This is a genomic window from Spirosoma sp. SC4-14, assembly GCF_037201965.1.
Taxonomy (GTDB): Bacteria; Bacteroidota; Bacteroidia; order Cytophagales; family Spirosomataceae; genus Spirosoma.
Window position 1 is genome coordinate 392,815 of record NZ_CP147518.1, and the last position, 22,444, is coordinate 415,258.

The following is a 22,444-nucleotide window of genomic DNA, read 5'->3' on the forward strand; positions in this document are numbered from 1 at the left end:
TCAACGAATTAACGTTTTTTACCCTAACATCACCAATTCTTTTAATTCCGCATCGCTCAGGTCGCCAAGCCAGGTTTCGCCGGTCTGAACGCTCAGGTCGGCCAATTCACGTTTGGTGCGAATCATGGCGTCGATTTTTTCTTCGAGCGTGCCCTGGTTCATAAGCCGGTATACCAGTACGTTTTTGGTTTGCCCGATCCGAAACGCCCGATCAGTAGCCTGCGATTCTACGGCCGGATTCCACCACAAGTCATAGTGAATAACGTGATTGGCCTGGGTCAGATTTAAGCCTGTTCCACCCGCTTTGAGCGACAGGATAAACGTATGATCGCTCCGGTTTCGCTGAAACTGCTCCACCATTTCGTCGCGGTCGGCGCGGGATGTTCCACCGTGCAGAAACAACGGCTGCATCCCAAACGACTGTTGGATAAATTGTTGTAGCAGCTCACCCATCTCGCGATACTGGGTAAAAATCAACACCTTTTCGTGACTGGCATAAATGTTTTCAAGCAAATTGAGCAGGAGTGTGGCCTTACCAGAGAGAACAGGCGTATTGTTGCCCCGTTTGAGGTATTGATAGGGATGGTTACCGATTTGCTTAAGCGCCGTCATCAGTTTTAACACTAGCCCCCGACGGGCAATGCCATCTTTCTCCTGAATGGCTCGCAGGCTCTCCTGAACTACACTTTCATACAGAGCGGCCTGTTCGGTAGTGAGCGAGCAGAACTGATTGTTTTCAATCTTATCGGGCAGGTCACTGATGATGCTGCGGTCGGTTTTAACCCGCCGGAGTAGAAAAGGGCTCGTGATCCGCCGAAATAAATCAAGTTTCTGGTGATCGCGTTCCTGCTGAATTGGTTTTCCAAAATCTTCGTTGAACTTACCCAAACCGCCCAGATAGCCTTTATTCACAAAGTCCATAATACTCCAGAATTCTGATAGTCGGTTTTCGACGGGAGTTCCGCTGAGGGCAATTCGAATTGGTGCCTTCAGCGCTTTTACTGCCTTGGTTTGCTCGGTATCCGGGTTCTTAATATTTTGAGCTTCGTCGATAATAACGGTTGCCCAGGTTGTCTTTTTCAGAGTATCCAGATCCGATCTGACAACACCATAGGTGGTTAGTAACAGATCGTAGTCGTCGGTTTTGGTAGTGGCTAGTTTGCGATTTGTTCCATGATAAACCCGAACCATTAGGTCTGGCGCAAAGCGAATAATTTCTTTTTGCCAGTTCGTCAGCAGAGTGGTTGGCAATACGACTAATCCTTTTTGTTTTTTGAACCGACCGTCCTGTTTGAATTTAAGTAGCAATGATATTACCTGGAGCGTTTTTCCGAGACCCATATCGTCGGCTAGCAGGCTCCCCATACCAAGGGTTGTATTTTTCAGGAGCCAATCGTATCCTCGTTGTTGGTAGGGCCGAAGTGTGGCATGGAGCGCCTGAGGCAGCGGTTGGGCTTCGCTGTCGGTGAATTGTTTGACCAGTTTCCGCACCTCGGCCGATAAGCCTAACCGGGCTCCTTTATATTCTTCGGTCAGAGCTGCCTTTAGTAGATCGGTACTGGTCAGTTCGGGTGGGTTTTCGAGCTGTTTATACAGTTTGGCAAGCTCGGTTGGATCAATCAGCACATACTGATCCTTAATTTTGACCAGGCCACTGGAGCGCCCAACCAGTTTTTGAAACTCGTTCACACTCACCATCTCGTCGCCAATAGCCACCTGCCAGTCGAAGGTAAGCATATCGTCGATCCGCATAAAGGCATTTTTGTCGGAAACTTTGGCTTTCAGTCGTCCACCCACCTGTGGCCTTACCCAATGCTGGAGCGACTTTGGCAGCCAGAGAGCAATACCCAGCAATTGCATTCGAGGAAGCGTTTCGAGCAAAACCTGCACAAACTGATCGGGTGAGTACGATAAGGCATGAGGGCCGTTTAGTTTTGTGAGCTGAGCCAGATCGGGGAAATGCCGCGAGAGCACCAGAAGATCCTGCAAAACGGCCATTCGTATGCGTTCGTGTTTCTTCTTGGCCAGTAATTCGGGCAGTGGAATTGGCTGATCGAGCGAGTTATTGGTATGGGCCGTTTCGCGGTCCTGAATCAGAAGGCTTAGTTTAAACTCATCGCCATACTCATTGTCTTCAACTGCAATAATTGGCACAAAGCGTTTGTGCGTCAAAAAGAAATCGTTGAGCCAGAGTTGAATGGCTACCGGCATTTCTTTGCGGCCAAAGCCTTCGAATCGGAGCGTCTCGACGCCAAAAAACAGCCGGTCGGCATCTTCCAGCGGCCAGCGTTCCCACAACTCAATGGTCGTTGGCTTAATAACCCGCCGTAAGAAAATTGAACACAGGGTTAAAATTTGCTGATCGTCGGGTAGAGCCAGCCATTCTTTCTGCCAGCGTACGGTCAAAAGTGTTGGTGGAAGCTGGGTAGCCAGTTGGCTGGTCAGGTGCTTAATGGTTTCATTGAGCATGGCCGGAAGCCATCGAACGCGATACTGATCTTCGGTTGGGCCAACGCGCAGGAGTTGAGGCACAACCGCCCCTCGCCGAAGCAGCACCGTCGCAAACTGCTGCGTCAGGTAGAGTGCCCGTACCGAATCACTCATTTCGTCCCAGTCCGATTCGGTGAGTGTATTGAGCCAGTTGATCAGGTCGCTCATGGTAAACCCAGCTATCGAACGAGGCTCACCGTGTTCGCTGAACATGCTGATTTTCTTAACTTTCATCACCTCATCGAGTTGCAGTTCAATGCTGTCGCTTGGGTTGGGATGATGAATTTCGTTCAGGTCGGGTTTCGCAAGCTGACTTTCAATAAGTGGTTTGCTGAACAGCTTGTAGGCTTTACTGAGCGATTTATGAAAATCGCTTTTGGTAAATGTAACATCGGTTGATAGGAGCCCTAACAGTTGGTCGGCCAGTGGAGGAATGGTTGAGAAGTCGAGCCCCGCGCGAATTTTGTCATCTGGGCGCCAGTCTTCATCTTCATCGGGCAATTCATCGGTACCGAGTTCCCGTAAGGATACGACCGTATCCAGTGTACCAGCAACGGCCTCAGGTTGCCATTTCTGGAGCTCGGTCAGTATGTCAAGTCCTTTCAGTAGAAAAACCTGAAATGGATTTCGGTCGATCTCATTGGCAACTACATAAACAACGGCGGCAAGGTGCTTGCACGGAATCGCTTCGTCGGGGCAGGAACAGCCCATAATTAGATCCTGAAACGAACGAGGAAAGAGCTGAATACCCTGTCGGTCGGCAAACTCAGTTAGTTCGGGAGGCAACTGTCTATTCAGAAGCTGAGCCAGAATAGCCGGATTTTTTTGAATTTCAGATAATAGGCTCCGCTTTTGCTCATCGGTAAACAACTGAACCGTCAGCCTGGTTCGATAGGGCCGGGGAGCAGATCCTTTAATAGACGCTGAGATCTGATTTTGGGAAATGGTTAAGCCCTGAACAGCTCCTTTGTTGGCATAGGTTTTGCCACGAGGTAACCGATTTGCCTTGTCAATGCTTGTCAGGGCATTAAGCCATTGTTGCCCCCACCACGTTTTGCCGTAGGTGATGCGTTCCGCCATCTATACTGAAACTGATTTAAATGTAAAAATAGCTGGTTTGATGCTTTCTGGTCATGCGTTATTCGCAAACCCGCGACCAATGACTACTAGTGAAGCCATGCCCGTATACATAAACGTAATACGTCAGAAAATAATGCTTTACAACGCAAGCAGTCATATAGCTACCTGTACGCTAACGGTTATTTTAAGAAAGTGTTTTATGGAGCCTTACTGTTTTGACTGACCACATAAACGAACTATCCTAACTTTCTTACAGCGTACTATGGTCTTATACAGATGATCATGTTCCAGAAGTTCCAGGGTTGAACAAGCTGGATTGGTGAATTTTGGTAAATGGGTTAAATGCAAAATAAAATGATGTATAAATTCGCATAAAGGTCAGGAAAATTTGTCTTGTAGCTGCTAATATTGTAAACTTGTTTAACGTATAATCTTGTCGTTGTTAATGGCAACGCTCATTTTTACAGGTAAATGGCTAGCTTGAAGACGGTGCAGGTTGCCTGCCTGAAGCAGAGTTAGGAAATTGAGTTGAGCCGGTGGCAGAAGTATACTGATTAGTACTGAATCAACAGACATGAAAGCCCAAACCGAAAAGGCCAATCAGTCCAAAACCTCTTTTTAAACGATGAAACACAATCAGAAACAGTTCGATTGACAGATGGCTTTAAACAAATAAATGATTTTAATGCTATACGTAATTAACTGTTTTCACTTAACTTTTACTTCTTAACCTACTCCCTATGTCCGTTATGTCAATGATCAATCTGGATTTAGATGCTCCAGTCGATACACCGCTTGGGCGAGGTATCAAGCATATCGGTATTGGAAAGTACGGCAGCAAGCCGCTTCCTGATGATTTACTGGCCGAATGCCGAGCGGCACTGGCCGATCCGGCATCGCATCCACTGCAACGGGGCGCTTTTCTGGGGGCTTTGCTGGCTAAAGGGCCAACTCCTGCCGAGATGGCTCTGGAAGAAGTAATTGGTAAAGGGGCATTCTCACATCCTACTTTTTTTATTAATAAAGTATGCCCCGATTTGCCAGTTGGCATGCATCCCATTGCTACCAAACTGGTTCGGGGGCATAACCTGCAAGTGAGTGAAGCGCATCAGTTGGGCGACTATCTGTTCGGAGACGATAACTGCGAAACCTTCCGTGGGCTGGCTGCCAGCATTATGCGGGTGCGCCATGAAACCAATGAAGAGTACCTTGGGCTCATGCGGGCCGCTGAGAGCACTTTTTCGCCGGGGTTTGGGCCAATAAGTTGTGCAGACCGGCCGCTGGTGCAATTGGCCGAACCGTTCGATGGGGTCGAAAACAGTTATCTGATCACACCACTGCTGGGGCAGTTTTTTCAGAAACGTGGCTACGGAGCCATATCGATGGTGGGTCGATCGGGCGGACCAAAATTTACGCTTAATGCGCTTGATCTGTGTATGCATCTGGGATGCCAGTTTCTGCAAAGTAATCACGAACTCGATACGCCACTCGACCGCTATGGATGGGTACTGGATCAGAAAGCCTTGTCGCCAGCGCTGAATCGCTGGGTCGATCGCCGACGGACGATTATAAAACGGCCCTTTCTGGCAACTCTCGAAAAAGTACTGAATCCCTGCCATGCACAAATACTGGTAACGTCGGTATTTCATATCACCTATCAGATGAAGATGGCCGAACTGGCGCTTATGGCTGGTTTCGATGCGGCTATTGTAATGAAACGTGGTCTGGAAGGCAGTCTGGCACCATCGACCAGCCGGGCAAGTGGTATCTTATGTGCGGTTAGAACGCACCGTGGTCATCTCTTTTATCAGCATTTCGAAGCCGACTCGCCTACCTTTGCTTCGTTCCGAACCGAGAGCGATCAGCAATACGACCATCCGCTGGCTACCGATAATGCCCGCCTTGTTCAGCAATTTATGGCTGAAGGGTTCAGCGCCGATGCCGATTTCGATAATCGGGTGCGGTTGGCTCAGGCCATTTATGGCCGTGGGCTCGACTGGATTGAAGGACAATTGCGCCCACAGCCGGTTGATTAGCCCGAAAGCTGTACCTTTGTGGCGGCATTTAGCCATATTGGCATGATAGACGTCGTAATTATTGGTGGTGGCATTGTTGGACTGGCCACCGCATTGCAATTAAAGCAGCAACGATCCTCTTTAAAAGTTGTTCTGATCGAAAAAGAACCTGCCGTGGCCCGGCATCAGACAGGCCACAATAGCGGTGTTATTCACTCCGGATTGTATTATAAACCGGGAAGCCTCAAAGCAACCAACTGTATTCGAGGCTATCATATGCTGATCGATTTCTGCAATGCCGAAGGTATTCCCTACGACCTGTGCGGAAAAATTGTAGTAGCAACCAGGCCAGAAGAAATCCCACAGCTAAATACCCTCTATGAGCGTGGGCAACTTAATGGGCTCGCTGGGCTGAAAAAGCTGTCGGTTGCCGAAATGCGCGAAATTGAGCCGCATGTCAATGGTGTTGCGGGAATGTTTGTTCCACAAACGGGAATTATCGACTACAAGCAGGTTTCGGAGAAATATGCTGAGAAATTTCAGCAACTGGGTGGCGAAATCCGACTGGCTGAACGTGTTGAGCAAGTTACACCAGGCACTAGTCTGAGTATTGTCGTTACCAATAAGGGGAGCTATGAAACGAAACTGGTGGTGAACTGTGCCGGTCTGTATTCCGATAAAATTGCTCAGTTAACCCAGCGCGAAGCGGTCGACGTGCGCATTGTACCGTTTCGGGGCGAGTATTACAAAATACGGCCCGAAAAAGAATACCTCGTTAAAAATCTGATCTACCCGGTTCCCGATCCTAATTTTCCTTTTCTGGGCGTACACTTCACCCGGATGATACATGGAGGTGTTGAAGCGGGGCCTAATGCGGTGTTAGCATTCCAGCGTGAGGGCTACACAAAATCAGACATCAATCTAAAAGAACTGTTCGAAACACTGGCATGGCCAGGCTTCCAGAAAGTAGCTGCCAAATACTGGGAGACGGGTCTGGGCGAAATGTACCGATCATTCTCGAAGTCGGCCTTTACGAAAGCCCTACAGGCCCTGATTCCCGACGTGCAGGAAGCCGACCTGGAACCGGGCGGAGCGGGCGTTCGGGCGCAGGCTTGCGACCGAACGGGCGGTTTGCTCGACGACTTTGCTATTCTGGAAACCGATAAGGCCATCAACGTTGTCAATGCACCTTCGCCGGCGGCTACCTCATCGTTATCGATTGGAAAAACCGTTTCCGAAAAGGTGCTGGCCCGGTTTTAACGATAGGAGTTAAAGCGGCTGAATGTGGTCTTTGAACCACGTTTGCACAGATTCGAGCGAGTGTTTGCCTGATGCCACATCGAGCGTAAACTCGATCAGTAAATCGTCATCGACAGAATCCTTAAATGTGTAGTTGTTTAATTGCACGAAAATAATTGCTGCCTGTAGCCCTGTTCGTTTGTTGCCATCCTGAAAGATATGGTTGCACACAATGTTGAACATATACAATCCTGCTTTTTGATATAGTTCAGGATATAGGGCCTTGCCAAACATCTTGGCTTCTACAGCTTCCAGTAAGTAATCGAGATTTTTTTCATGAAGGAAATTGTGAGGCAGCACAAAATTGCCTCCAAAAGCCTTGACCTGATAGTTATTGATGGTAATTATTTCGGCTTTCGTTAGATAGATCATGTCAAGCTAAAGCTTTCCAGACAGCTTTATATTTTGCCGATGTTTCGGATAAGAGTCGCTCGAATTGCTCCCGTCGGATAGACTCCTGAGCAGTAAGAATTGTATCGAGTATACTGTTAATATCGTCGTAGTAACTCTCAGGTATTTGCTGCACTTTTTCAATGAGTTGCTGCTTTTTCTCCAGGGCCGTCATACCAATCGTGTTTTTACAAAGATAAGAACATTGCGGGCTTACCAACGGTTCGGCATGGCGGATGCTCTGTTGCGGGCGTAGGCTCTATCTTAAGCAAATCTTCACAAACAATCGGCTTCGAATACGGGTTGTTAAACGAGAGATTTTGACTAAAAACAGACTAAATCATGAGCACTATAACTCAGAACGAAGCCCTGGATACACCATCTGACCTGAAAGAAAAAGGCCGGGAAAAAGTTGCTGAAGCCCTAAACCGACTTGTGGCCGACGCTTTTGCCCTATACATTAAAACCAAAAACTACCACTGGCATATGTCGGGTCGTCATTTCCGCGACTATCACCTGCTGCTCGATGAACAGGCCGACCAGATTTTTGCCACCATCGACCCACTGGCCGAACGCGTTCGGAAAATTGGGGGAAACACCATTCGGTCGGTTGCGCATATTGCCCAACTGCAACGGGTAAAAGACAATGACGAAGATTTCGTGGCACCCAAAGACATGCTAACCGACCTGATCGCCGAAAATAAGAAAATGGCGAAAAACATGCGGGACGCGCACAAAATCTGCGATGAAGCTGAAGATGTAGCAACGGCCAGCCTATTGGAAGTATACATCGACGAAACCGAGCGCCGGACCTGGTTCCTGTTCGAAACAACGCGCGATTTGAATTAACGGAAACGGATTAAATTAAACAGATTCATTCATATACCAGCGGTCGCCTTTCCCGGTTGCAAATTGGGAAAGACGACCGCTTTTGTTAAGTTGGCGATATGAAAGTTCGTCCATCTGCCCTTATCTGGCGCCAAAATGCTGGCCAAACAGAAATTTTACTAATGCGCTACAACTATGGTGGTCAGGATGTATATGCACTGCCAGGTGGGAATCCCGACCGGGGCGAAATCCTGACTGAAACCGTTGTGCGCGAAATTCGGGAGGAGCTTGGGGTTTCTGTCGATATTGGTGAGATGATTCTGGCCGGTGAAATGCTCCTGTCGCAACGCAACGACGATGTGTTACACGTTGTGTTTGCGGCTCGTAATCTTCAGGGCGAACCGCAACTCAACCCAACCGAAACAACCGCACTCGAAATCGCCTGGAAACCAGTTGCCGATCTGGAGCAGTTAAACATGTATCCGAACATCGGCCGAAAACTTCAGCCCTGGTTTAGTTCGGCAACGTATTTAGGCTACGTCGGCCGAATTGAGCAGCAGTATTTTGGTTAATAATTTCTCATTCAGAATGTCAACTTTACTCACCTATGCTTATTCCTACCCTAAAAACGCTGTTTCTGAGAGACCTTAACCGGCTGAAGCAGGAAATGAGTTTGTATAAAAATGAAGCCGTGATCTGGCATACCGAGCAACAGATTCCGAACTCGGCCGGTAATCTGTGTCTGCATCTGGTTGGCAATCTGAATACATATATCGGAGCCGAATTGGGCAAAACGGGCTATATTCGTTACCGCGATCTGGAATTTTCATTAAAAGATATTCCGCGTGCCGAATTGATCGAGAAAGTTGAGGCTACGATTCCAGTTGTTATGAATGCGCTCGACAGAGTGCGGGAAGAACAACTCGATGACGAATATCCGCAGTTGGTGTTTGAGGCAAAAACTTCCACAGGCTATATGCTGGTGCATCTGGCTTCTCATCTGGCCTATCACCTTGGGCAAATCAATTACCACCGTCGGTTGCTGGATCATTAAGTTGCCGGGAGGAGTTGACTAAGCTCCCGGCAGCCATACCAATGGCGCTTGCCAGTAAGCCCCAAAGCATGGGCGATGTTTCGGTATTTAGCCAGATACAGAATAGCCATACGCTAAAACCAACAGTCATCGAGCACAGACAGCCGATCAGATTTGCCGGTTTCCAGTAAATGCCTGCTGCCAGCGGAATAAACAACGAAACAAGACTAAATGCCGACGATTCGCCAACAAGATCGAAAATATTGGTATCGCGTGTTGTACTCATCAACACGCAAATAATTGTGATGGCCACAACGGCCCAACGAATGGTTTTCAATAAAGCCTGATCATTGATTTCGGGGCGGAAGAAACGAACGATATTCTCGCCAAAAACCGTTGCCGGTGCCAGAATGGCTCCGCTCGATACGCTTAGAATGGCCGAGGTCACTGCCCCGAAGAATAAAACCTGTAGAAATAAATTTCCGTGCCGGATCACCATATTCGGAATAATTAATTGGTTATCCTGAGGTAAGTCGGGGTGGAGTAGTTTGGCGCTTAGGGCAATAAATAGTGGGAGCATGGCCACCGTTAAATACATAGCTGAGGCCAGATACGACGCTCGCACTGAAATCGTTTCTGTTTTGGCGGCCATAACGCGCTGAAAAACATCTTGCTGAGGTATTGACCCTAAACCAATTGTGATCCAGGCTGCTATATAAGCCAGCCAGTCTTTACGGGTAGGATTGGGAATGAACCGGAAAAAATTAGTAGGGGTCCGTTGCTGAATGGTTGTCCAGCCACCAACATCGTTCCAAAGCATAATGGCTAATACTGCCAGAGCCAGAATGATAATCAGGTTGTGAAAAAAGTCGGTAACCGAAATCGACCACATACCGCCCAGTAATGTGTAAATCATTACGATGGTTGCACTAGCGACAATGCAATATTCGCGCGGCACATCTGTTACAACGCTTAATACGATACCAATGGCTACTAGCTGAGCCGCAATCCAACTGAAATACGATGGAATAACCATCAGCGCCGATAGTAATTCTGCCGATCGGCCAAATCGTACGCGAAAATAATCGCTGAATGTAGTAATGTTGAGCCGATAAAGTGGCCTTGCAAAGAATGCTCCCACCAGAAACAGACACAATGCCGACCCGAATGGCTCTTCAATAACGGCCAGAAAGCCGCCTTCTACAAACATGGCAGGTGCTCCCATGATGGTTTCTGAGCCAAACCAGGTTGCGAAAGTAACAGAGGCTGCCAGAAACAAGGGGAGCCTCCGGCCGGCCAACACAAAATCCTGTGAATTGGTGACACGTCGGGCCGCCCAGGCACCAACTGCCACATTAGAGAGCAGATAGAGAGCGATCAGGAACAGTAGCATCAGCAACGGTTGAAAACGAAGAAGCACAAAATACGCAAAGAATCTTTGTGTATTTTGTGCTTCTATGAGTTGCAGATGCAATTTGGCCCTGCTAGTTAGTTTAAGGCAATTTCTCGTGCAAATAGGTGAGCACTAGCTGCAATGAAAGCCTTGGGTTAGGTCATGACGAATGGCTCGTACATCAACTGTCAAGTCGGCTACAGCACGGGCTGTTACAACATTTTGGCGTTCAACCTGCTCAATGCGCTCTTCCAGAAGCATGAATAACGGTTTATTTAGCTTTGGGTAACGGTTTGGTTGAAAAGGTTTACTTATTTAGTCTCACAACCGCAATGTAGCAGGCAGGTACTTGGCAATCAGATCTTCGTAGTAAGGTTTCAGTTCACTAACTACGGGTGGTTTTGGGCTTTTTGAATACAGATCGTAAGGATTAAACTTTCGCACCCATTTGAACATAGCATGATCGTGCTCATCCATTAAGTGATTGTAAGCCTCTTCGCGGTGCTGAGAATAGAATGAGTGATAGCGCATCATGTATAGCGCTGGCTCAGGCATATAATCTTTCATCAACTGATACAGATACTCATCGTGCCCCCACGACATATGCACATTGCGCAAACCGCAGTTGGGTTCATAAACACCGTATTTTGTGTTATACCGTTCGTCCTGGCTATCGGGGTTGTTAGCAAAAAATTCGGGATAAACGATCCGGTCGGAGTGTTTGCAACCTACCGGGAACGTGTCGCCTACCACAGCCCATTGAGGTTCACCGAACAGACAGAGAACTTTCCCCATATCGTGCAGAAAGCCGGTCAGCACAAACCAGTCGGGATGGCCATCTGCACGAATAGCTTCGGAGGTTTGCAACAGGTGCTGAAGCTGGTCGAGGTCGGTATCGGGGTCTGAGTCGTCGACCAGGGTGTTCAGAAACTCGGCCACCCCCCAAACAGGTAATTCTTTTTTGTCGAACTTCAGAAACTCCCGTTCTTTCTCCCGTACAAAATCGTAGGTCTGGTAAGTATGGTTTAACCGATAAAACTCACGAACCGTATCGCGCTCGGGCGAATCGTAGTTCCGGTAATCTTCTTTAGACTTGTGTTCGGGTTCGGGATAGCGACTCAGAATATCGTCTTCCCATTGATCGAGGCTGCTGAGGGGGGCGTTTTCGCTTATCATGGCTGAATGAAAATTTCGTCAGTAAATCTACAAATTTATTGCTGTTAACCAGTAAGCTACAATCGTTGTTATTTATTGAGTTAGCTCGTCGAGAGCCAAAATATTGCTAATCTCAGGCTGAAGAGCTTTCGCTAGTATTCTAATTACGGCTTCGGCATTGGCTTTATTATCGGCTCTATTGGAGAAATAAGCCATCAGAAAGCGGCTGGAAGGTATCGACACCACGAAATTATTGAACCCGCAGGTCGTGCCCGAATGAAACAGAATTGGGCTGGCCGGTTGCTGATAGAACCATCCAGCGCCATAATAACTGCTTCTATAAGAACGAATGGCTTTGCCGGTACGGGCTAACACGGCATTCAGATTGAGTAATGTATTGGTTTGCAATGCTTCGATCCATTTCCGATAATCGGTCAGGGAAGTATATACACCGCCGTCACCTTTGGTGGCGCTCGTCAGGCTCTGGTCCGAAAAAACATAGGCATTCCCTTGTTTGCGGTATCCCATTGCCCGGTTTGGAATAGGCTTTCCCGCTTCATACACAACGGACTCGGTCATGTGCAATGGCTGGAATATTCGCTGTTTGATAAATGTAGCAAACGACAGCCCCGATACCCGTTCAATAAGCAATGCCAAAAGGCAATAGGCCGAGTTGCTATAGCGAAATTGGCTCCCTGGTTCGAAATACACCGAATCCTGGTCTTTAAGCAAGCGTAGTACATCGGCATCCAGTAATTGTTCTTTTTGATTCGAATTCATAACTGATTCGTAATCCAGCACTCCCGATGTATGGGTAAGCAAATGGCTGATCCGCACTTTTTTACCAACCGTTGGCTGCCACTCCGGAAAAAAACGAATCAACGGATCGTCAAGCGAAAGCTTCCTGTCTTTTTCCAGCAACAAAATCCCCATTGCCGTAAACTGCTTTGAGACTGATGCCATGCGAAAATTAGTTTTGGGACTTATGGCTGCTTTCGTTTTTTGATTTGCCAGGCCGTAGCCTTTTTGATAGACAGCTTTACCATCAACAACAACCAGCAGTGCTGCTCCCGGCCGATCGGCCGGGATGGTTGCTTGCATTAAAGAATCGAGCTGGTCGGATAGTTGTGCATAAACTGAGGTAGCCGACAGTAAGAAGGCCATTGTCAGACATTTCGTCATGGGGTTCTACCAGAATACGGCGTACAATACAGCCAAAATACTGAAAATTCCAATGGAACCCACAACAAACGAAGGGGATACCCGAAACATCTGCCGATCGATAATAAGCCCTTTCACCCGAACCGGATCGACTAGCGATATCACGACCATGATGGCTACATCAATGCAGAATACCCAGGTGGTGCGGTGAAGAAACGGTATTGGGTCAGATTCAGTACCAAAGAGATGGGTTACTTCAGGCCAGAATTTGAGTAGCGTCGATAGCGGAATGGTTAAAATGGCCACCGTTAAAGCGGCCCGGTTGGTTGCCCGTTTCCAGAAAAAACCTAAAAGGAAAATAGCAAATACACCTGGTGTAATAAAATTAGTGTATTCCTGGATGTATTGATAAACCTGATCGAGCGACCGCAACATGGGTGCCAGGGCAACAGCAATCAGAAAGGCGACAACAACGGCCCAGCGTCCGATGGTTACCAGCTTCTGTTCCGATGCCTTGTTGTCGATGTATTTTTTGTAAATATCGAGCGTAAAGATGGTTGATATTGAATTGGCCTTACCGGCCAACGATGCGACCACGGCGGCTGTCAAAGCCGCAAAGGCCAGCCCTTTCATGCCAACGGGCAGTAGATTCATCAGTACAGGATAGGCATGGTCGGGTTTCACAGCGCCAGAGGCATCGGTCATGGCAGCCTGGAACGTGCCATGCTGGTATAGAACAAAAGCAGCAATTCCCGGAATGACGACAATAAGCGGAATCATTAGTTTGAGGAATGCCGCAAACAGAATACCGCTACGAGCCGTTTTCAGATCGGCCCCCAGGGCTCGTTGCACAATATACTGATTGCAGCCCCAATACGAAAAATTGTTGATCCACATACCGCCCGTAACCAGTGCCATACCTGGCAGAACCTCGTAATAGGGATGACCTTTTGGGAAGAACATGTGGAAATGGCTATCGGCATGCTGGCGCAAACTTAACAAACCGTTCCAGACGCTTCCGCTACCGGTTTCCTGAGCAACCAGTTGCAGCGCAAGGTAAGTAACAACCAGCCCGCCAAAAACCAGCACCACCACCTGAATAACGTCGGTATAACCAATCACTTTCATGCCGCCCAGCGTAATGAAAATGGCGAAAATAGCTAGTCCCAGTGTGCAAACAGTAAAGGAGATTCCGGCCAGCGACTCAATGGCAATAGCCCCCAGATACAGAATCGACGTCAGGTTAACCAGCACATAAACGACCAGCCAGAATATGGCCAGAATAGTGCTGACCGTATCGCTGTAGCGTTGTGCCAGAAACTGCGGCATGGTGTAGATATGGTTGCGCAGGTAAATCGGAATAAAATAGATGGCAACAATGACCAGCGTTGCGGCTGCAATCCACTCATACGACGAAATGGCTAACCCCATCGCAAAACCCGAACCCGCCATCCCAATAAAATGCTCGGCTGAGATGTTTGACGCGATCAGTGAGGCTCCAATGGCCCACCAGGTTAAGGAGCCTTCGGCCAGAAAAAAATCGGTGGTATTAATGGTTTTTTGTCGCCGACGGCGGTAAACCCAGTAGCCATAACCGACAACAATAACCAGGTAAAGAAAAAAAACGAGGTAATCGGCTGTTGCAAGGTGATTCATGCGGGTAGGAATATAAAAAGTGGGTGTCTTGTTGACAAAGCAAGACACCCACTTTTTATACCAGATTGATGAAGCTCGTTTCTACCGGCAGCAGTGTTATAGCTTACTGAAATCGAATGTTTCCAGAAAAGCAGTTGTAAACTGACCCGATTTGAATTTAGGATCGTCCATGAGCTTAATGTGGAATGGAATCGTGGTTTTAATTCCTTCGATAACAAACTCCTGTAGCGCCCGTTTCATCCGTGTTATAACCTCTTCGCGCGATTGGCCCGAAACGATCAGTTTCGCAATCATAGAGTCATAATTAGGCGGAATCGTGTAGCCTGTGTATACATGACTATCGACCCGAACGCCATGACCGCCGGGCATATGCAAAACGGTAATCTTACCAGGCGACGGACGGAAACCATTGGCAGGATCTTCAGCATTGATCCGGCATTCCATCGCGTAGAGCTTTGGCGTATAATTCCGCCCCGAAATTTCGACTCCGGCTGCTACTTTAATTTGCTCCTTGATTAGATCAAAATCCGTTACTTCTTCGGTAATGGGGTGCTCAACCTGAATCCGGGTATTCATTTCCATGAAATAGAATTTCCCGTGTTTGTCGACAAGGAACTCAACCGTTCCGGCGCCTTCGTAACCAATAGCCTGAGCACCTTTTATTGCAGCCTGCCCCATTTCTTCACGAAGTTCGGCCGATACAATTGGGGAAGGAGTTTCTTCAACCAGTTTTTGGTGACGGCGCTGGATCGAACAGTCGCGCTCCGAAAGGTGGCAGACTTTGCCAAACTGGTCGCCAACAATCTGAATTTCGATGTGCCGGGGTTCTTCAACGAATTTCTCCAGATAGAGCCCATCGTTGCCAAAGGCAGCCCCTGCTTCGGTGCGGGCGTCGTTCCAGGCTTTCTCAAACTCGCTTTCAGCCCGGATAATCCGCATACCTCGGCCACCACCACCGGCAGTTGCCTTCACAATAACGGGATAACCCATTTCGGCCGAGAGTTTCTTGCCTTGCTCAATGGATTCAAGCAACCCATCGGAACCCGGTATGACGGGTACACCAGCCGATTTCATGGTTGCTTTGGCGGTTGCCTTATCGCCCATTCCATTAATCTGTTCGGCGGTAGCACCAATGAACTTAATACCGTAATCGGCGCAGATTTGCGAGAATTCGGCGTTTTCAGAAAGAAATCCGTAGCCAGGGTGTATGGCATCGGCACCAGTCACTTCGGCGGCCGATATGATGCTGGGAATACTCAGGTAGGATTGCTTGCTAACGGGTGGGCCAATACAAACAGCCTCGTCGGCAAAGCGGACATGCAAGCTATCGCGGTCGGCAGTCGAATAAACGGCGACGGTTTTAATACCCATTTCGCGGCATGTCCGAATAATCCGAAGTGCGATTTCTCCCCGGTTGGCAATAAGAATTTTCTTAAACATGGTATAAATGAGTGAATGAGTGAATGAGTGATTGAGTGAAAAAATAGGCGTCGGCTTATTCACTCAATCACTCATTCACTCATTCACTAATTGATTTAAATGGGTTCTACCAAAAACAGCGGCTGGTCGTATTCGACCGGTGTAGCGTTCTCAACGAGTACTTTTACGATACGGCCCGATACTTCAGACTCGATTTCGTTGAAAAGTTTCATGGCCTCGATAATACAAACTACTTTTCCTTCACTTACAGTGTCGCCTATTTCAACGAAAGCCGGGGTTTCCGGATTCGAGGAGCGATAGAAGGTGCCGATCATTGGCGATTTGATCGTAATGAAGTTTGAGGTATCTGCTTTAGGCGTTGCGACAACGGCTGGTGTTGCCACAGCCGCCGGGGCCGACTGTGGCTGTGGAGCAGCTACAGGAGCGGCTGGGGCAGTAGGAGCAGGAGCCGCTGCTGGAGCTGCGGGTGCACCTATACCATAGCGCTTTACACTAATTTTAAGATCGGCTGTCTCAATGTTGACTTCGTCCAGACCCGATTGCGAGATGAAGTCGATAAGTTGCTGAATGTCTTTTGTATTCATAGTTTAGGAGTGAGAAAAGAGAAGCGAAGAGTATGATCATAAAGTTGACCTGGGCCAGTCTTTTGGTTCATCTCTCACCCCTCACTTCTCGTTTATTTCACTCGTTCTACGTATTCGCGTGTGCGGGTGTCGACCCGGATTTTTTCACCAGAGTCAATAAAGAGGGGGACCATAATTTTGGCACCAGACTCTACTTCAACCCGTTTTTTGGGGCTGTTGGCCGTGTCGCCTTTAATACCCGGTTCGGCATAGGTTACTTCCAGCTCAACAAACGGAGGCAGCTCACAGGAGAGCGGAGTCTCGTTTTCAGCATTAATCAGAATTTCAACTTCCTGACCTTCTTTCATCAGATCGGCACCATCAATAAGTTTTTCGTCGATGTTGATCTGGTCGAACGATTCCTGGTCCATAAAATTATAGCCTGCTTCGTCTTTATAGAGGTACTGGAATTTCCGGCGTTCTACCCGGACCGGATAAATGGTTACACCCGAGTTGAAGGTGTTGTCAATTACGCGGCCAGTAGTCAGACTTTTTAATTTTGTACGAACAAAAGCAGCCCCTTTTCCAGGTTTTACGTGCTGAAATTCAGTGATTTGAAAAAGGTCGTTGTTGAAGTTTATGACCAGTCCGTTGCGGATATCTGCGGTCGTTGCCATTTTTACTAGTTTACAGTTTTTGTATTGGGTTTACGATTCTTGGCCTTTAATTTCAATATTAATGCAAAACTATACACTAAAAATCGTAAACTTATTTAATAAGCCCACTTCACGTAGGCAGCGCCCCAGGTAAAGCCACCACCAAAAGCAGCCAGCACCAGGTTATCTCCTTTCTTAAGTTGCGATTCGTAATCGAACAGGCAAAGGGGGATCGTAGCGGCTGTGGTGTTGCCATACTTGTGAATATTCATCATGACTTTATCCGACTCGATTCCCATTCGATGAGCCGTGGCGTCAATAATTCGTTTATTAGCCTGATGGGGCACCAACCAGTTGACATCGTTGCCTGCCAGGTGGTTACGCTCCATAATTTCGGCCGATACATCGGCCATATTTTTGACTGCAAATTTAAAAACTGCCGGACCGTCCTGATAAACATAGTGCCAGCGTTTTTCGACGGTTTCGTGGGTGGGTGGGTATCGGCTGCCACCTGCTTTTTGAAACAGATGGTTTTGCCCAACACCGTCTGATTTGATAAGGGAGTCGATAACTCCGAAACCATCGGCATTAGGTTCGAGCATCACGGCTCCGGCTCCATCGCCAAAGAGCACGCAGGTAGCCCGGTCCGTATAATCGACGATAGCCGACATTTTATCGGCTCCAACAACGACTACTTTTTTGTATTTCCCTGTTTCGATAAACTGCGAACCGATAGTCAATGCATATAGGAAGCCGGAACAAGCCGCCTGCACATCGAAACTACCTACGTTGCGAATGCCAACCATATCGCAGATAAGGTTAGCTGTGCACGGAAATACATAATCGGGAGTTGTTGTAGCGCAAATCAGCAAGTCAACTTCTTCCGGTTTTATAGTAAGCTTTTCGAGTAGCCCAGCAACCGCTTTCGCACCCATGTGTGAAGAACCCATTCCTTCGCCCTTCAGAATATGGCGTTCTTTGATTCCCGTTCGGGTGGTAATCCATTCGTCGTTTGTATCCACCATACGCTCCAGCTCAGCGTTTGTTAAGACGTAATCGGGAACATAGCCGTGGACTCCTGTTATGGCAGCTTTACTCATAAGTTGGTGGTACAAATAGTTTTCAGTATTCAGGTTTCGGTTTTGTGCAGAAGAGGATTCCGCAGAAAACGGTAGACAGAAAACTGCAAACTAGCTGAGGGCGTGTGCAATTTTAGTGTAAGCGTCGGACTCAACCTGCCGGATGGCCAGACTAATCATATTTTTTATGGCTAATGGCGACGAGATACCGTGTGCGATAATTACGTTACCGTTAACACCCAGTATGGGGCTACCACCAACAGATTCGTAATTGGTTTTATCCAGAAATTCGTCGCTAATGCCACGTTCTTTGGCCATTACATAAAACGACTCGCCTAGCTTGAACATCACATTTCCGGTAAATCCATCGGTAACAATGACGTCGGCTTTTCCGGCAAAGAGGTCTCCGCCTTCTATATTACCAACGAAATTAATTTTTCGACTGTCTTTCAGAAGCTGATGTGCGGCCTGAGCAACGAGCGATCCTTTTTGTTCTTCAGTGCCAATGTTCATCAGGGCTACCCGGGGCCGATCGATACCAAATGTATATTGGGCATAGATTGAGCCTATTTCGCCAAATTGTGTCAGCATTTCCGGCTTGCAGTCGGCATTGGCGCCAATGTCGAGCATAACTGCGTGGCCACCCGTAATTTGGGGAACAAAGCCCGCAATACAGGGGCGCATTACCCCTTCAATGGCTTTGATACTAAATAAGGCACCAACGTGCATTGCACCCGTGTTGCCCGCGCTACAGAATGCGTTAACCTGCCCGTCTTTCAAAAGCTTAAACCCAATTCCGATACTGGAATTGGGTTTCTGAGAAAGCGCCTTTGTAGGGTGCTCACTCATCTCAATGACGTCGTCAGCATTGACCAATTCGATATTTGTAGCGGTCTCGGCTCCGTATTTCTGGATTAACTCCTGCACCACGGACTGTTTGCCAATCAGTACAATAGCTATATTATCCGGCAATTCAGCGGCAGCCATTACAACTCCTTCCACTATTGCTTCGGGAGCAAAATCGCCACCCATTGCGTCCACTGCAATTTTCATTGACTCCGTTTGTTCAATACCTCCCAGCTAAGCTGGATTGCAAAAAAAGATGCGTAAAAATAGGGAGGTAGCGGGCAATAAAAAAGTATTTCGCGTTCATCTTCGGGGCGACGTCTGCGAAATACTCTCTATAAATGGATGATACCTAGGCCGTTTTAGCGTAATTCTCAATAATCATTTGGCCTTTATAAAAAAGATTACCCTCAAAAACGTGGGCATGATGACGCTCGTGAACTTCGCCAGTTTGGGCGTCGGTCGAAAGCGTTACGGCCGTAGCCTTGTAGTGGGTTCTGCGCTTATCGCGCCGGGTGCTTGAGTGGCGTCGTTTGGGATGTGCCATGATTCGTTATAGTTGTCTGTTTTCTGTTATCAGTTCCCAGCGATACAACCGTACGGCCGAAAACGGGTTAATTATCACTTAATTTCCGTAAGGCGGCCCAGCGAGGATCAATTTCGGGCTGGTCGTCTTCGTTATTCGGTTCTGCATCCGAGCGGTAAATTACTTTACCATTCTGCTCATCGTCAGCATCATCCTCTTCTTCGCTCCGAAAACGCGGATGCAGGCGTTTCATGGGAAGCGAGAGGCTAATGAACTCAAAAATGTAACGAGCCACGTTGATTGTTGCGGTATTACGTTCAATGAGTTCAATTTCGTCGCTTAGTTCCTCATTGTGGTCGCCAAACTTTAATAGCATGGTTTGCTGCGTATCAACAGGCTCGTCATATTCGTCGAGGCTCCGATCGCAGGTTTGCTCAACGGTGCCTTTAATATGAAAATCGAGCCGGATCATCGTTTCTGACTTATCCAGCACCAAATGAGTCTGAATATTGCCCTTTTCGATCAGATCCTGTTCCAGCGCAGCAAAAAACGTATCGCCCGATGTAAAATCGTACTCGTAGCGTTTATTGTCCAGACCGACAATGTTTATGTCGTATGCGCGTAATGAGTTCACCTCGTATCTGCCCTTCAAAAATAAGACCGCAAAGGTACAAAACGTTTGTGAATCAGTAAAGTGAAAGTCAGAAAAAAGGTTTTTTATGGCGGTTTTCGGCTTATGGTTTCCGATATTTCGGGCAGACACTTTTGCTGATAGCGTGCGTTTCTCAACTTGGGCCTGCATTCTATGAGTTAAGGCAATAGCTTATGTTACTGACAATTATTACCCTTACTACGTTCGCCGTTCTAATTCGTATTGTTGCTAATCCGTTATCTAATGTGTTTCAGAAGCAATTAACACAGCGGGCAGCCAACCCATTGTTTGTGATTGCGGCTACATATGGCTTTCTGGCATTGGCATGTCTGGCTTTTTTACCTCAACTGCACTTTGCAGGCTTACCAGCGCCATTCTGGGAAAGTATGCTGGTTGTGGGGGTGTTTGCCATGGTTGGCAATGTCTTTCTGGTAAAAGCCCTGCACCTTGGCGACTTATCGGTATTGGGACCAATCAACGCCTATAAATCTGTTGTGGGACTTATTGTCGGTATTTTTCTGCTGAACGAAATTCCGGGATGGTGGGGACTGGCCGGAATGTGCCTTATTGTGATTGGCAGCTATGTTGTTTTAACCAATAAGCAACAACGGAAAGGGTTTTCGTGGAGCATTTTCCAGCGGCCTGAAGTAAAACTTCGATTAGCAGCACTGGTGTTTTCGGCTATCGACGGCGCTTTTCTGAAAAAAGCCATTGTGCTGTCGGCACCAGCTACGGCTTTTTTTTTCTGGTGTGTATTTGGCTTCGGGTTTACACTGGTCTGGATCTTGTTAACCATGCGAAAACAATGGCAAAGTCAGGTTCGGCTGCTGTTTTCTGAAAAAATTACGTACTTAGCTCTGTTTCTAACCGTGGGTATAACGCAGGTTGCCAGTAATATTGCACTAGCCCATATGCCAGTTGGTTATGCATTGGCTTTGTTTCAGACCTCGGCCCTGGTAAGTGTGCTGTTTGGCTATCAGTTTTTCAACGAGCAAGGCATTTTGCGTAAACTGATCGGGGCTGGCATTATGGTGGCGGGTGCCGTTATGATCACTGTTCTAGGCTAAACATATGCCCGCAAAGCGCGTTTTTAGTGTACTGGTTTTTGAAGCAAAAGGTTTGTTGTAAAGGATTACGTCTATAAACCAAAAACTAACTTATTTATGTCGGTCTATAAACTCGTTGAAAAACACGCGGTTGAGCATCACAACGAATACTACGAAGTACGAATTACAGACGGTAAACATCCCCAAAGTCTGTTTTTTACGACCAATGAAGAAAATCTGGAAGATGTAGCCGCTGACATCATTGCTAAACTGGAACCTAATGCCAAAAACTGGACTGTAATTCCTCACCGAAAAGACAGTTAATTCTCAAACTTCGCTGCATTTGTGACAAACGCGTTTCTGATAATTGACGCTCAGTTCGATTTCTGCCATCCCAATGGGGCATTGTTTGTACCCGGCGCTGAACAGGATATTGAACGCATGGCGACTCTAATCCGGCGTTATGCCGACCAAATTGATCATATCGTTGTAACACTCGATACGCATCACCTGCTCGATATTGCCCATCCTATGTTTTGGCAGGATGTTTATGGCGATCATCCGGCCCCATTTACCCGAATATCGGCTCATGATGTCAATGAAGGGCGATGGATTCCTCGATTTGCGGTTGAGAAAGCGACGGAATACGTAAATAGTCTGGAGGCCGATGGGCAGTTTGATCATTTTATCTGGCCAGAACACTGTTTGATCGGTTCGCGGGGGGCTGCCTTGCACGATACATTGCTCGATGGGTTGAAAGATTGGTCGCGTCGGCGCGAACTCGATTATGTAGCTATTCAGAAGGGGCTGCATCCGCTTTCCGAACATTTTGGTATTTTTCGGGCACAGGTTCCTGACCCACAGGTTCCTGAAACGCAGCTCAACACCGCATTAATTGCTGATCTGGAACGATTCGACCGGGTTTATCTAATGGGCGAAGCCAAATCGCACTGTGTAGCCAATAGCCTCAGGCAGGTAATGGCTTTTGCGCCGGGATTGGTATCAAAAATTGTTGTAGTGACCGATTGTATGTCGGATGTGACGGGTTTAGGGCATCTTGCCGATCCAATTTATGCAGAGGCTCGTACTAAAAAAGTGCCTTTTGTAAGTTCCAACGCAATTTTTAGCTGAAAACC

The 22,444-nt window shown here is 47.6% G+C and carries 23 protein-coding genes; 8 read left to right on the top strand and 15 right to left on the bottom strand.

What is annotated here, in order from left to right:
- Positions 1-18 precede the first annotated feature (18 nt).
- Positions 19-3,570 (bottom strand): SNF2-related protein, encoded by a 3,552-nt coding sequence (locus WBJ53_RS01650; RefSeq protein WP_338874305.1) that lies wholly within the window; start codon positions 3,568-3,570, stop codon positions 19-21.
- A 749-nt stretch (positions 3,571-4,319) separates the two neighbouring features.
- Between WBJ53_RS01650 and WBJ53_RS01655 the strand changes: the two genes are divergently transcribed.
- Both WBJ53_RS01655 and lhgO read left to right on the top strand, forming a co-directional pair.
- Entirely contained in the window at positions 4,320-5,606 is a 1,287-nt protein-coding gene (locus tag WBJ53_RS01655; protein WP_338877140.1) for an anthranilate phosphoribosyltransferase, read from the top strand.
- Between the two features lie 42 nt (positions 5,607-5,648).
- Positions 5,649-6,845: an L-2-hydroxyglutarate oxidase gene (gene lhgO, locus WBJ53_RS01660; protein WP_338874306.1), complete on the top strand. Its 1,197-nt coding sequence runs from the start codon at positions 5,649-5,651 to the stop codon at positions 6,843-6,845.
- Between the two features lie 9 nt (positions 6,846-6,854).
- Here lhgO and WBJ53_RS01665 read toward each other — a convergent pair whose 3' ends face one another.
- On the bottom strand, positions 6,855-7,256 hold the full coding sequence (locus WBJ53_RS01665) for a type II toxin-antitoxin system death-on-curing family toxin (RefSeq protein WP_338874307.1): 402 nt from the start codon (positions 7,254-7,256) through the stop codon (positions 6,855-6,857).
- Between the two features lies 1 nt (position 7,257).
- On the bottom strand, positions 7,258-7,449 hold the full coding sequence (locus WBJ53_RS01670; protein ID WP_338874308.1) for a hypothetical protein: 192 nt from the start codon (positions 7,447-7,449) through the stop codon (positions 7,258-7,260).
- A 167-nt stretch (positions 7,450-7,616) separates the two neighbouring features.
- On the opposite strand from WBJ53_RS01670, the gene WBJ53_RS01675 reads away from it, so the two are divergent.
- From WBJ53_RS01675 to WBJ53_RS01685, 3 genes are all read left to right on the top strand, one after another.
- Positions 7,617-8,123 (top strand): DNA starvation/stationary phase protection protein, encoded by a 507-nt coding sequence (locus WBJ53_RS01675; RefSeq protein WP_338874309.1) that lies wholly within the window; start codon positions 7,617-7,619, stop codon positions 8,121-8,123.
- 98 nt (positions 8,124-8,221) lie between these two features.
- Positions 8,222-8,674, top strand: a complete 453-nt coding sequence (locus WBJ53_RS01680) for an NUDIX hydrolase (protein ID WP_338874310.1) — start codon at positions 8,222-8,224, stop codon at positions 8,672-8,674.
- Positions 8,675-8,709: 35 nt separating this feature from the next.
- The gene (locus tag WBJ53_RS01685) at positions 8,710-9,156 is read left to right on the top strand and encodes a DUF1572 family protein (RefSeq protein ID WP_338874311.1); all 447 of its coding nucleotides are present in this window, start codon (positions 8,710-8,712) and stop codon (positions 9,154-9,156) included.
- Here the strand turns inward: WBJ53_RS01685 and WBJ53_RS01690 are convergent.
- From WBJ53_RS01690 to WBJ53_RS01745, 12 genes are all read right to left on the bottom strand, one after another.
- Positions 9,125-10,528: a sodium:solute symporter family protein gene (locus WBJ53_RS01690; protein WP_338874312.1), complete on the bottom strand. Its 1,404-nt coding sequence runs from the start codon at positions 10,526-10,528 to the stop codon at positions 9,125-9,127. The two genes, WBJ53_RS01685 and WBJ53_RS01690, sit on opposite strands and share 32 nt — an antisense overlap.
- Before the next feature lie 132 nt (positions 10,529-10,660).
- Positions 10,661-10,789 (bottom strand): hypothetical protein, encoded by a 129-nt coding sequence (locus WBJ53_RS01695; RefSeq protein ID WP_338874313.1) that lies wholly within the window; start codon positions 10,787-10,789, stop codon positions 10,661-10,663.
- A gap of 60 nt (positions 10,790-10,849) precedes the next feature.
- Positions 10,850-11,704 carry an inositol oxygenase family protein gene (locus tag WBJ53_RS01700; RefSeq protein WP_338874314.1) on the bottom strand — a complete coding sequence of 285 codons (855 nt, stop codon included), beginning with the start codon at positions 11,702-11,704 and terminating at the stop codon, positions 10,850-10,852.
- A 72-nt stretch (positions 11,705-11,776) separates the two neighbouring features.
- On the bottom strand, positions 11,777-12,865 hold the full coding sequence (locus WBJ53_RS01705; protein ID WP_338874315.1) for a serine hydrolase domain-containing protein: 1,089 nt from the start codon (positions 12,863-12,865) through the stop codon (positions 11,777-11,779).
- 6 nt (positions 12,866-12,871) lie between these two features.
- On the bottom strand, positions 12,872-14,500 hold the full coding sequence (locus WBJ53_RS01710) for a sodium/solute symporter (RefSeq protein ID WP_338874316.1): 1,629 nt from the start codon (positions 14,498-14,500) through the stop codon (positions 12,872-12,874).
- 96 nt (positions 14,501-14,596) lie between these two features.
- Positions 14,597-15,940: an acetyl-CoA carboxylase biotin carboxylase subunit gene (gene accC / locus WBJ53_RS01715; RefSeq protein ID WP_338874317.1), complete on the bottom strand. Its 1,344-nt coding sequence runs from the start codon at positions 15,938-15,940 to the stop codon at positions 14,597-14,599.
- Between the two features lie 95 nt (positions 15,941-16,035).
- Positions 16,036-16,524, bottom strand: coding sequence for an acetyl-CoA carboxylase biotin carboxyl carrier protein (gene accB, locus WBJ53_RS01720; RefSeq protein WP_338874318.1), 489 nt, complete (start codon positions 16,522-16,524; stop codon positions 16,036-16,038).
- A 92-nt stretch (positions 16,525-16,616) separates the two neighbouring features.
- A complete protein-coding gene (gene efp, locus WBJ53_RS01725) occupies positions 16,617-17,180 on the bottom strand; it encodes an elongation factor P (protein ID WP_338874319.1) in 564 nt (187 codons plus the stop codon).
- Positions 17,181-17,275: 95 nt separating this feature from the next.
- Positions 17,276-18,259 carry a beta-ketoacyl-ACP synthase III gene (locus tag WBJ53_RS01730; RefSeq protein WP_338874320.1) on the bottom strand — a complete coding sequence of 328 codons (984 nt, stop codon included), beginning with the start codon at positions 18,257-18,259 and terminating at the stop codon, positions 17,276-17,278.
- A gap of 90 nt (positions 18,260-18,349) precedes the next feature.
- Complete coding sequence (gene plsX, locus WBJ53_RS01735) at positions 18,350-19,291, bottom strand: phosphate acyltransferase PlsX (RefSeq protein ID WP_338874321.1); 942 nt, start codon at positions 19,289-19,291, stop codon at positions 18,350-18,352.
- A gap of 145 nt (positions 19,292-19,436) precedes the next feature.
- Entirely contained in the window at positions 19,437-19,631 is a 195-nt protein-coding gene (gene rpmF / locus WBJ53_RS01740) for a 50S ribosomal protein L32 (protein WP_077923042.1), read from the bottom strand.
- A gap of 67 nt (positions 19,632-19,698) precedes the next feature.
- The gene (locus WBJ53_RS01745; protein WP_338874322.1) at positions 19,699-20,244 is read right to left on the bottom strand and encodes a DUF177 domain-containing protein; all 546 of its coding nucleotides are present in this window, start codon (positions 20,242-20,244) and stop codon (positions 19,699-19,701) included.
- A gap of 191 nt (positions 20,245-20,435) precedes the next feature.
- Here WBJ53_RS01745 and WBJ53_RS01750 point away from each other — a divergent pair, with 191 nt between their 5' ends.
- From WBJ53_RS01750 to WBJ53_RS01760, 3 genes are all read left to right on the top strand, one after another.
- Positions 20,436-21,329: a DMT family transporter gene (locus WBJ53_RS01750; protein ID WP_338874323.1), complete on the top strand. Its 894-nt coding sequence runs from the start codon at positions 20,436-20,438 to the stop codon at positions 21,327-21,329.
- Between the two features lie 96 nt (positions 21,330-21,425).
- The gene (locus WBJ53_RS01755) at positions 21,426-21,632 is read left to right on the top strand and encodes a hypothetical protein (RefSeq protein WP_338874324.1); all 207 of its coding nucleotides are present in this window, start codon (positions 21,426-21,428) and stop codon (positions 21,630-21,632) included.
- Positions 21,633-21,653: 21 nt separating this feature from the next.
- Positions 21,654-22,439 (top strand): nicotinamidase, encoded by a 786-nt coding sequence (locus WBJ53_RS01760; protein ID WP_338874325.1) that lies wholly within the window; start codon positions 21,654-21,656, stop codon positions 22,437-22,439.
- The last annotated feature ends 5 nt before the right edge of the window (positions 22,440-22,444 follow it).

What these genes read in the sequence shown, in the direction of transcription:
- WBJ53_RS01650 (WP_338874305.1), bottom strand. Translation starts at nt 3,570, where the DNA reads ATGGCGGAACGCATCACCTACGGCAAAACGTGGTGGGGGCAACAATGG.
- WBJ53_RS01655 (WP_338877140.1), top strand. Translation starts at nt 4,320, where the DNA reads ATGTCAATGATCAATCTGGATTTAGATGCTCCAGTCGATACACCGCTT.
- lhgO (WP_338874306.1), top strand. Translation starts at nt 5,649, where the DNA reads ATGATAGACGTCGTAATTATTGGTGGTGGCATTGTTGGACTGGCCACC.
- WBJ53_RS01665 (WP_338874307.1), bottom strand. Translation starts at nt 7,256, where the DNA reads ATGATCTATCTAACGAAAGCCGAAATAATTACCATCAATAACTATCAG.
- WBJ53_RS01670 (WP_338874308.1), bottom strand. Translation starts at nt 7,449, where the DNA reads ATGACGGCCCTGGAGAAAAAGCAGCAACTCATTGAAAAAGTGCAGCAA.
- WBJ53_RS01675 (WP_338874309.1), top strand. Translation starts at nt 7,617, where the DNA reads ATGAGCACTATAACTCAGAACGAAGCCCTGGATACACCATCTGACCTG.
- WBJ53_RS01680 (WP_338874310.1), top strand. Translation starts at nt 8,222, where the DNA reads ATGAAAGTTCGTCCATCTGCCCTTATCTGGCGCCAAAATGCTGGCCAA.
- WBJ53_RS01685 (WP_338874311.1), top strand. Translation starts at nt 8,710, where the DNA reads ATGCTTATTCCTACCCTAAAAACGCTGTTTCTGAGAGACCTTAACCGG.
- WBJ53_RS01690 (WP_338874312.1), bottom strand. Translation starts at nt 10,528, where the DNA reads ATGCTACTGTTCCTGATCGCTCTCTATCTGCTCTCTAATGTGGCAGTT.
- WBJ53_RS01695 (WP_338874313.1), bottom strand. Translation starts at nt 10,789, where the DNA reads ATGCTTCTGGAAGAGCGCATTGAGCAGGTTGAACGCCAAAATGTTGTA.
- WBJ53_RS01700 (WP_338874314.1), bottom strand. Translation starts at nt 11,704, where the DNA reads ATGATAAGCGAAAACGCCCCCCTCAGCAGCCTCGATCAATGGGAAGAC.
- WBJ53_RS01705 (WP_338874315.1), bottom strand. Translation starts at nt 12,865, where the DNA reads ATGACGAAATGTCTGACAATGGCCTTCTTACTGTCGGCTACCTCAGTT.
- WBJ53_RS01710 (WP_338874316.1), bottom strand. Translation starts at nt 14,500, where the DNA reads ATGAATCACCTTGCAACAGCCGATTACCTCGTTTTTTTTCTTTACCTG.
- accC (WP_338874317.1), bottom strand. Translation starts at nt 15,940, where the DNA reads ATGTTTAAGAAAATTCTTATTGCCAACCGGGGAGAAATCGCACTTCGG.
- accB (WP_338874318.1), bottom strand. Translation starts at nt 16,524, where the DNA reads ATGAATACAAAAGACATTCAGCAACTTATCGACTTCATCTCGCAATCG.
- efp (WP_338874319.1), bottom strand. Translation starts at nt 17,180, where the DNA reads ATGGCAACGACCGCAGATATCCGCAACGGACTGGTCATAAACTTCAAC.
- WBJ53_RS01730 (WP_338874320.1), bottom strand. Translation starts at nt 18,259, where the DNA reads ATGAGTAAAGCTGCCATAACAGGAGTCCACGGCTATGTTCCCGATTAC.
- plsX (WP_338874321.1), bottom strand. Translation starts at nt 19,291, where the DNA reads ATGAAAATTGCAGTGGACGCAATGGGTGGCGATTTTGCTCCCGAAGCA.
- rpmF (WP_077923042.1), bottom strand. Translation starts at nt 19,631, where the DNA reads ATGGCACATCCCAAACGACGCCACTCAAGCACCCGGCGCGATAAGCGC.
- WBJ53_RS01750 (WP_338874323.1), top strand. Translation starts at nt 20,436, where the DNA reads ATGTTACTGACAATTATTACCCTTACTACGTTCGCCGTTCTAATTCGT.
- WBJ53_RS01755 (WP_338874324.1), top strand. Translation starts at nt 21,426, where the DNA reads ATGTCGGTCTATAAACTCGTTGAAAAACACGCGGTTGAGCATCACAAC.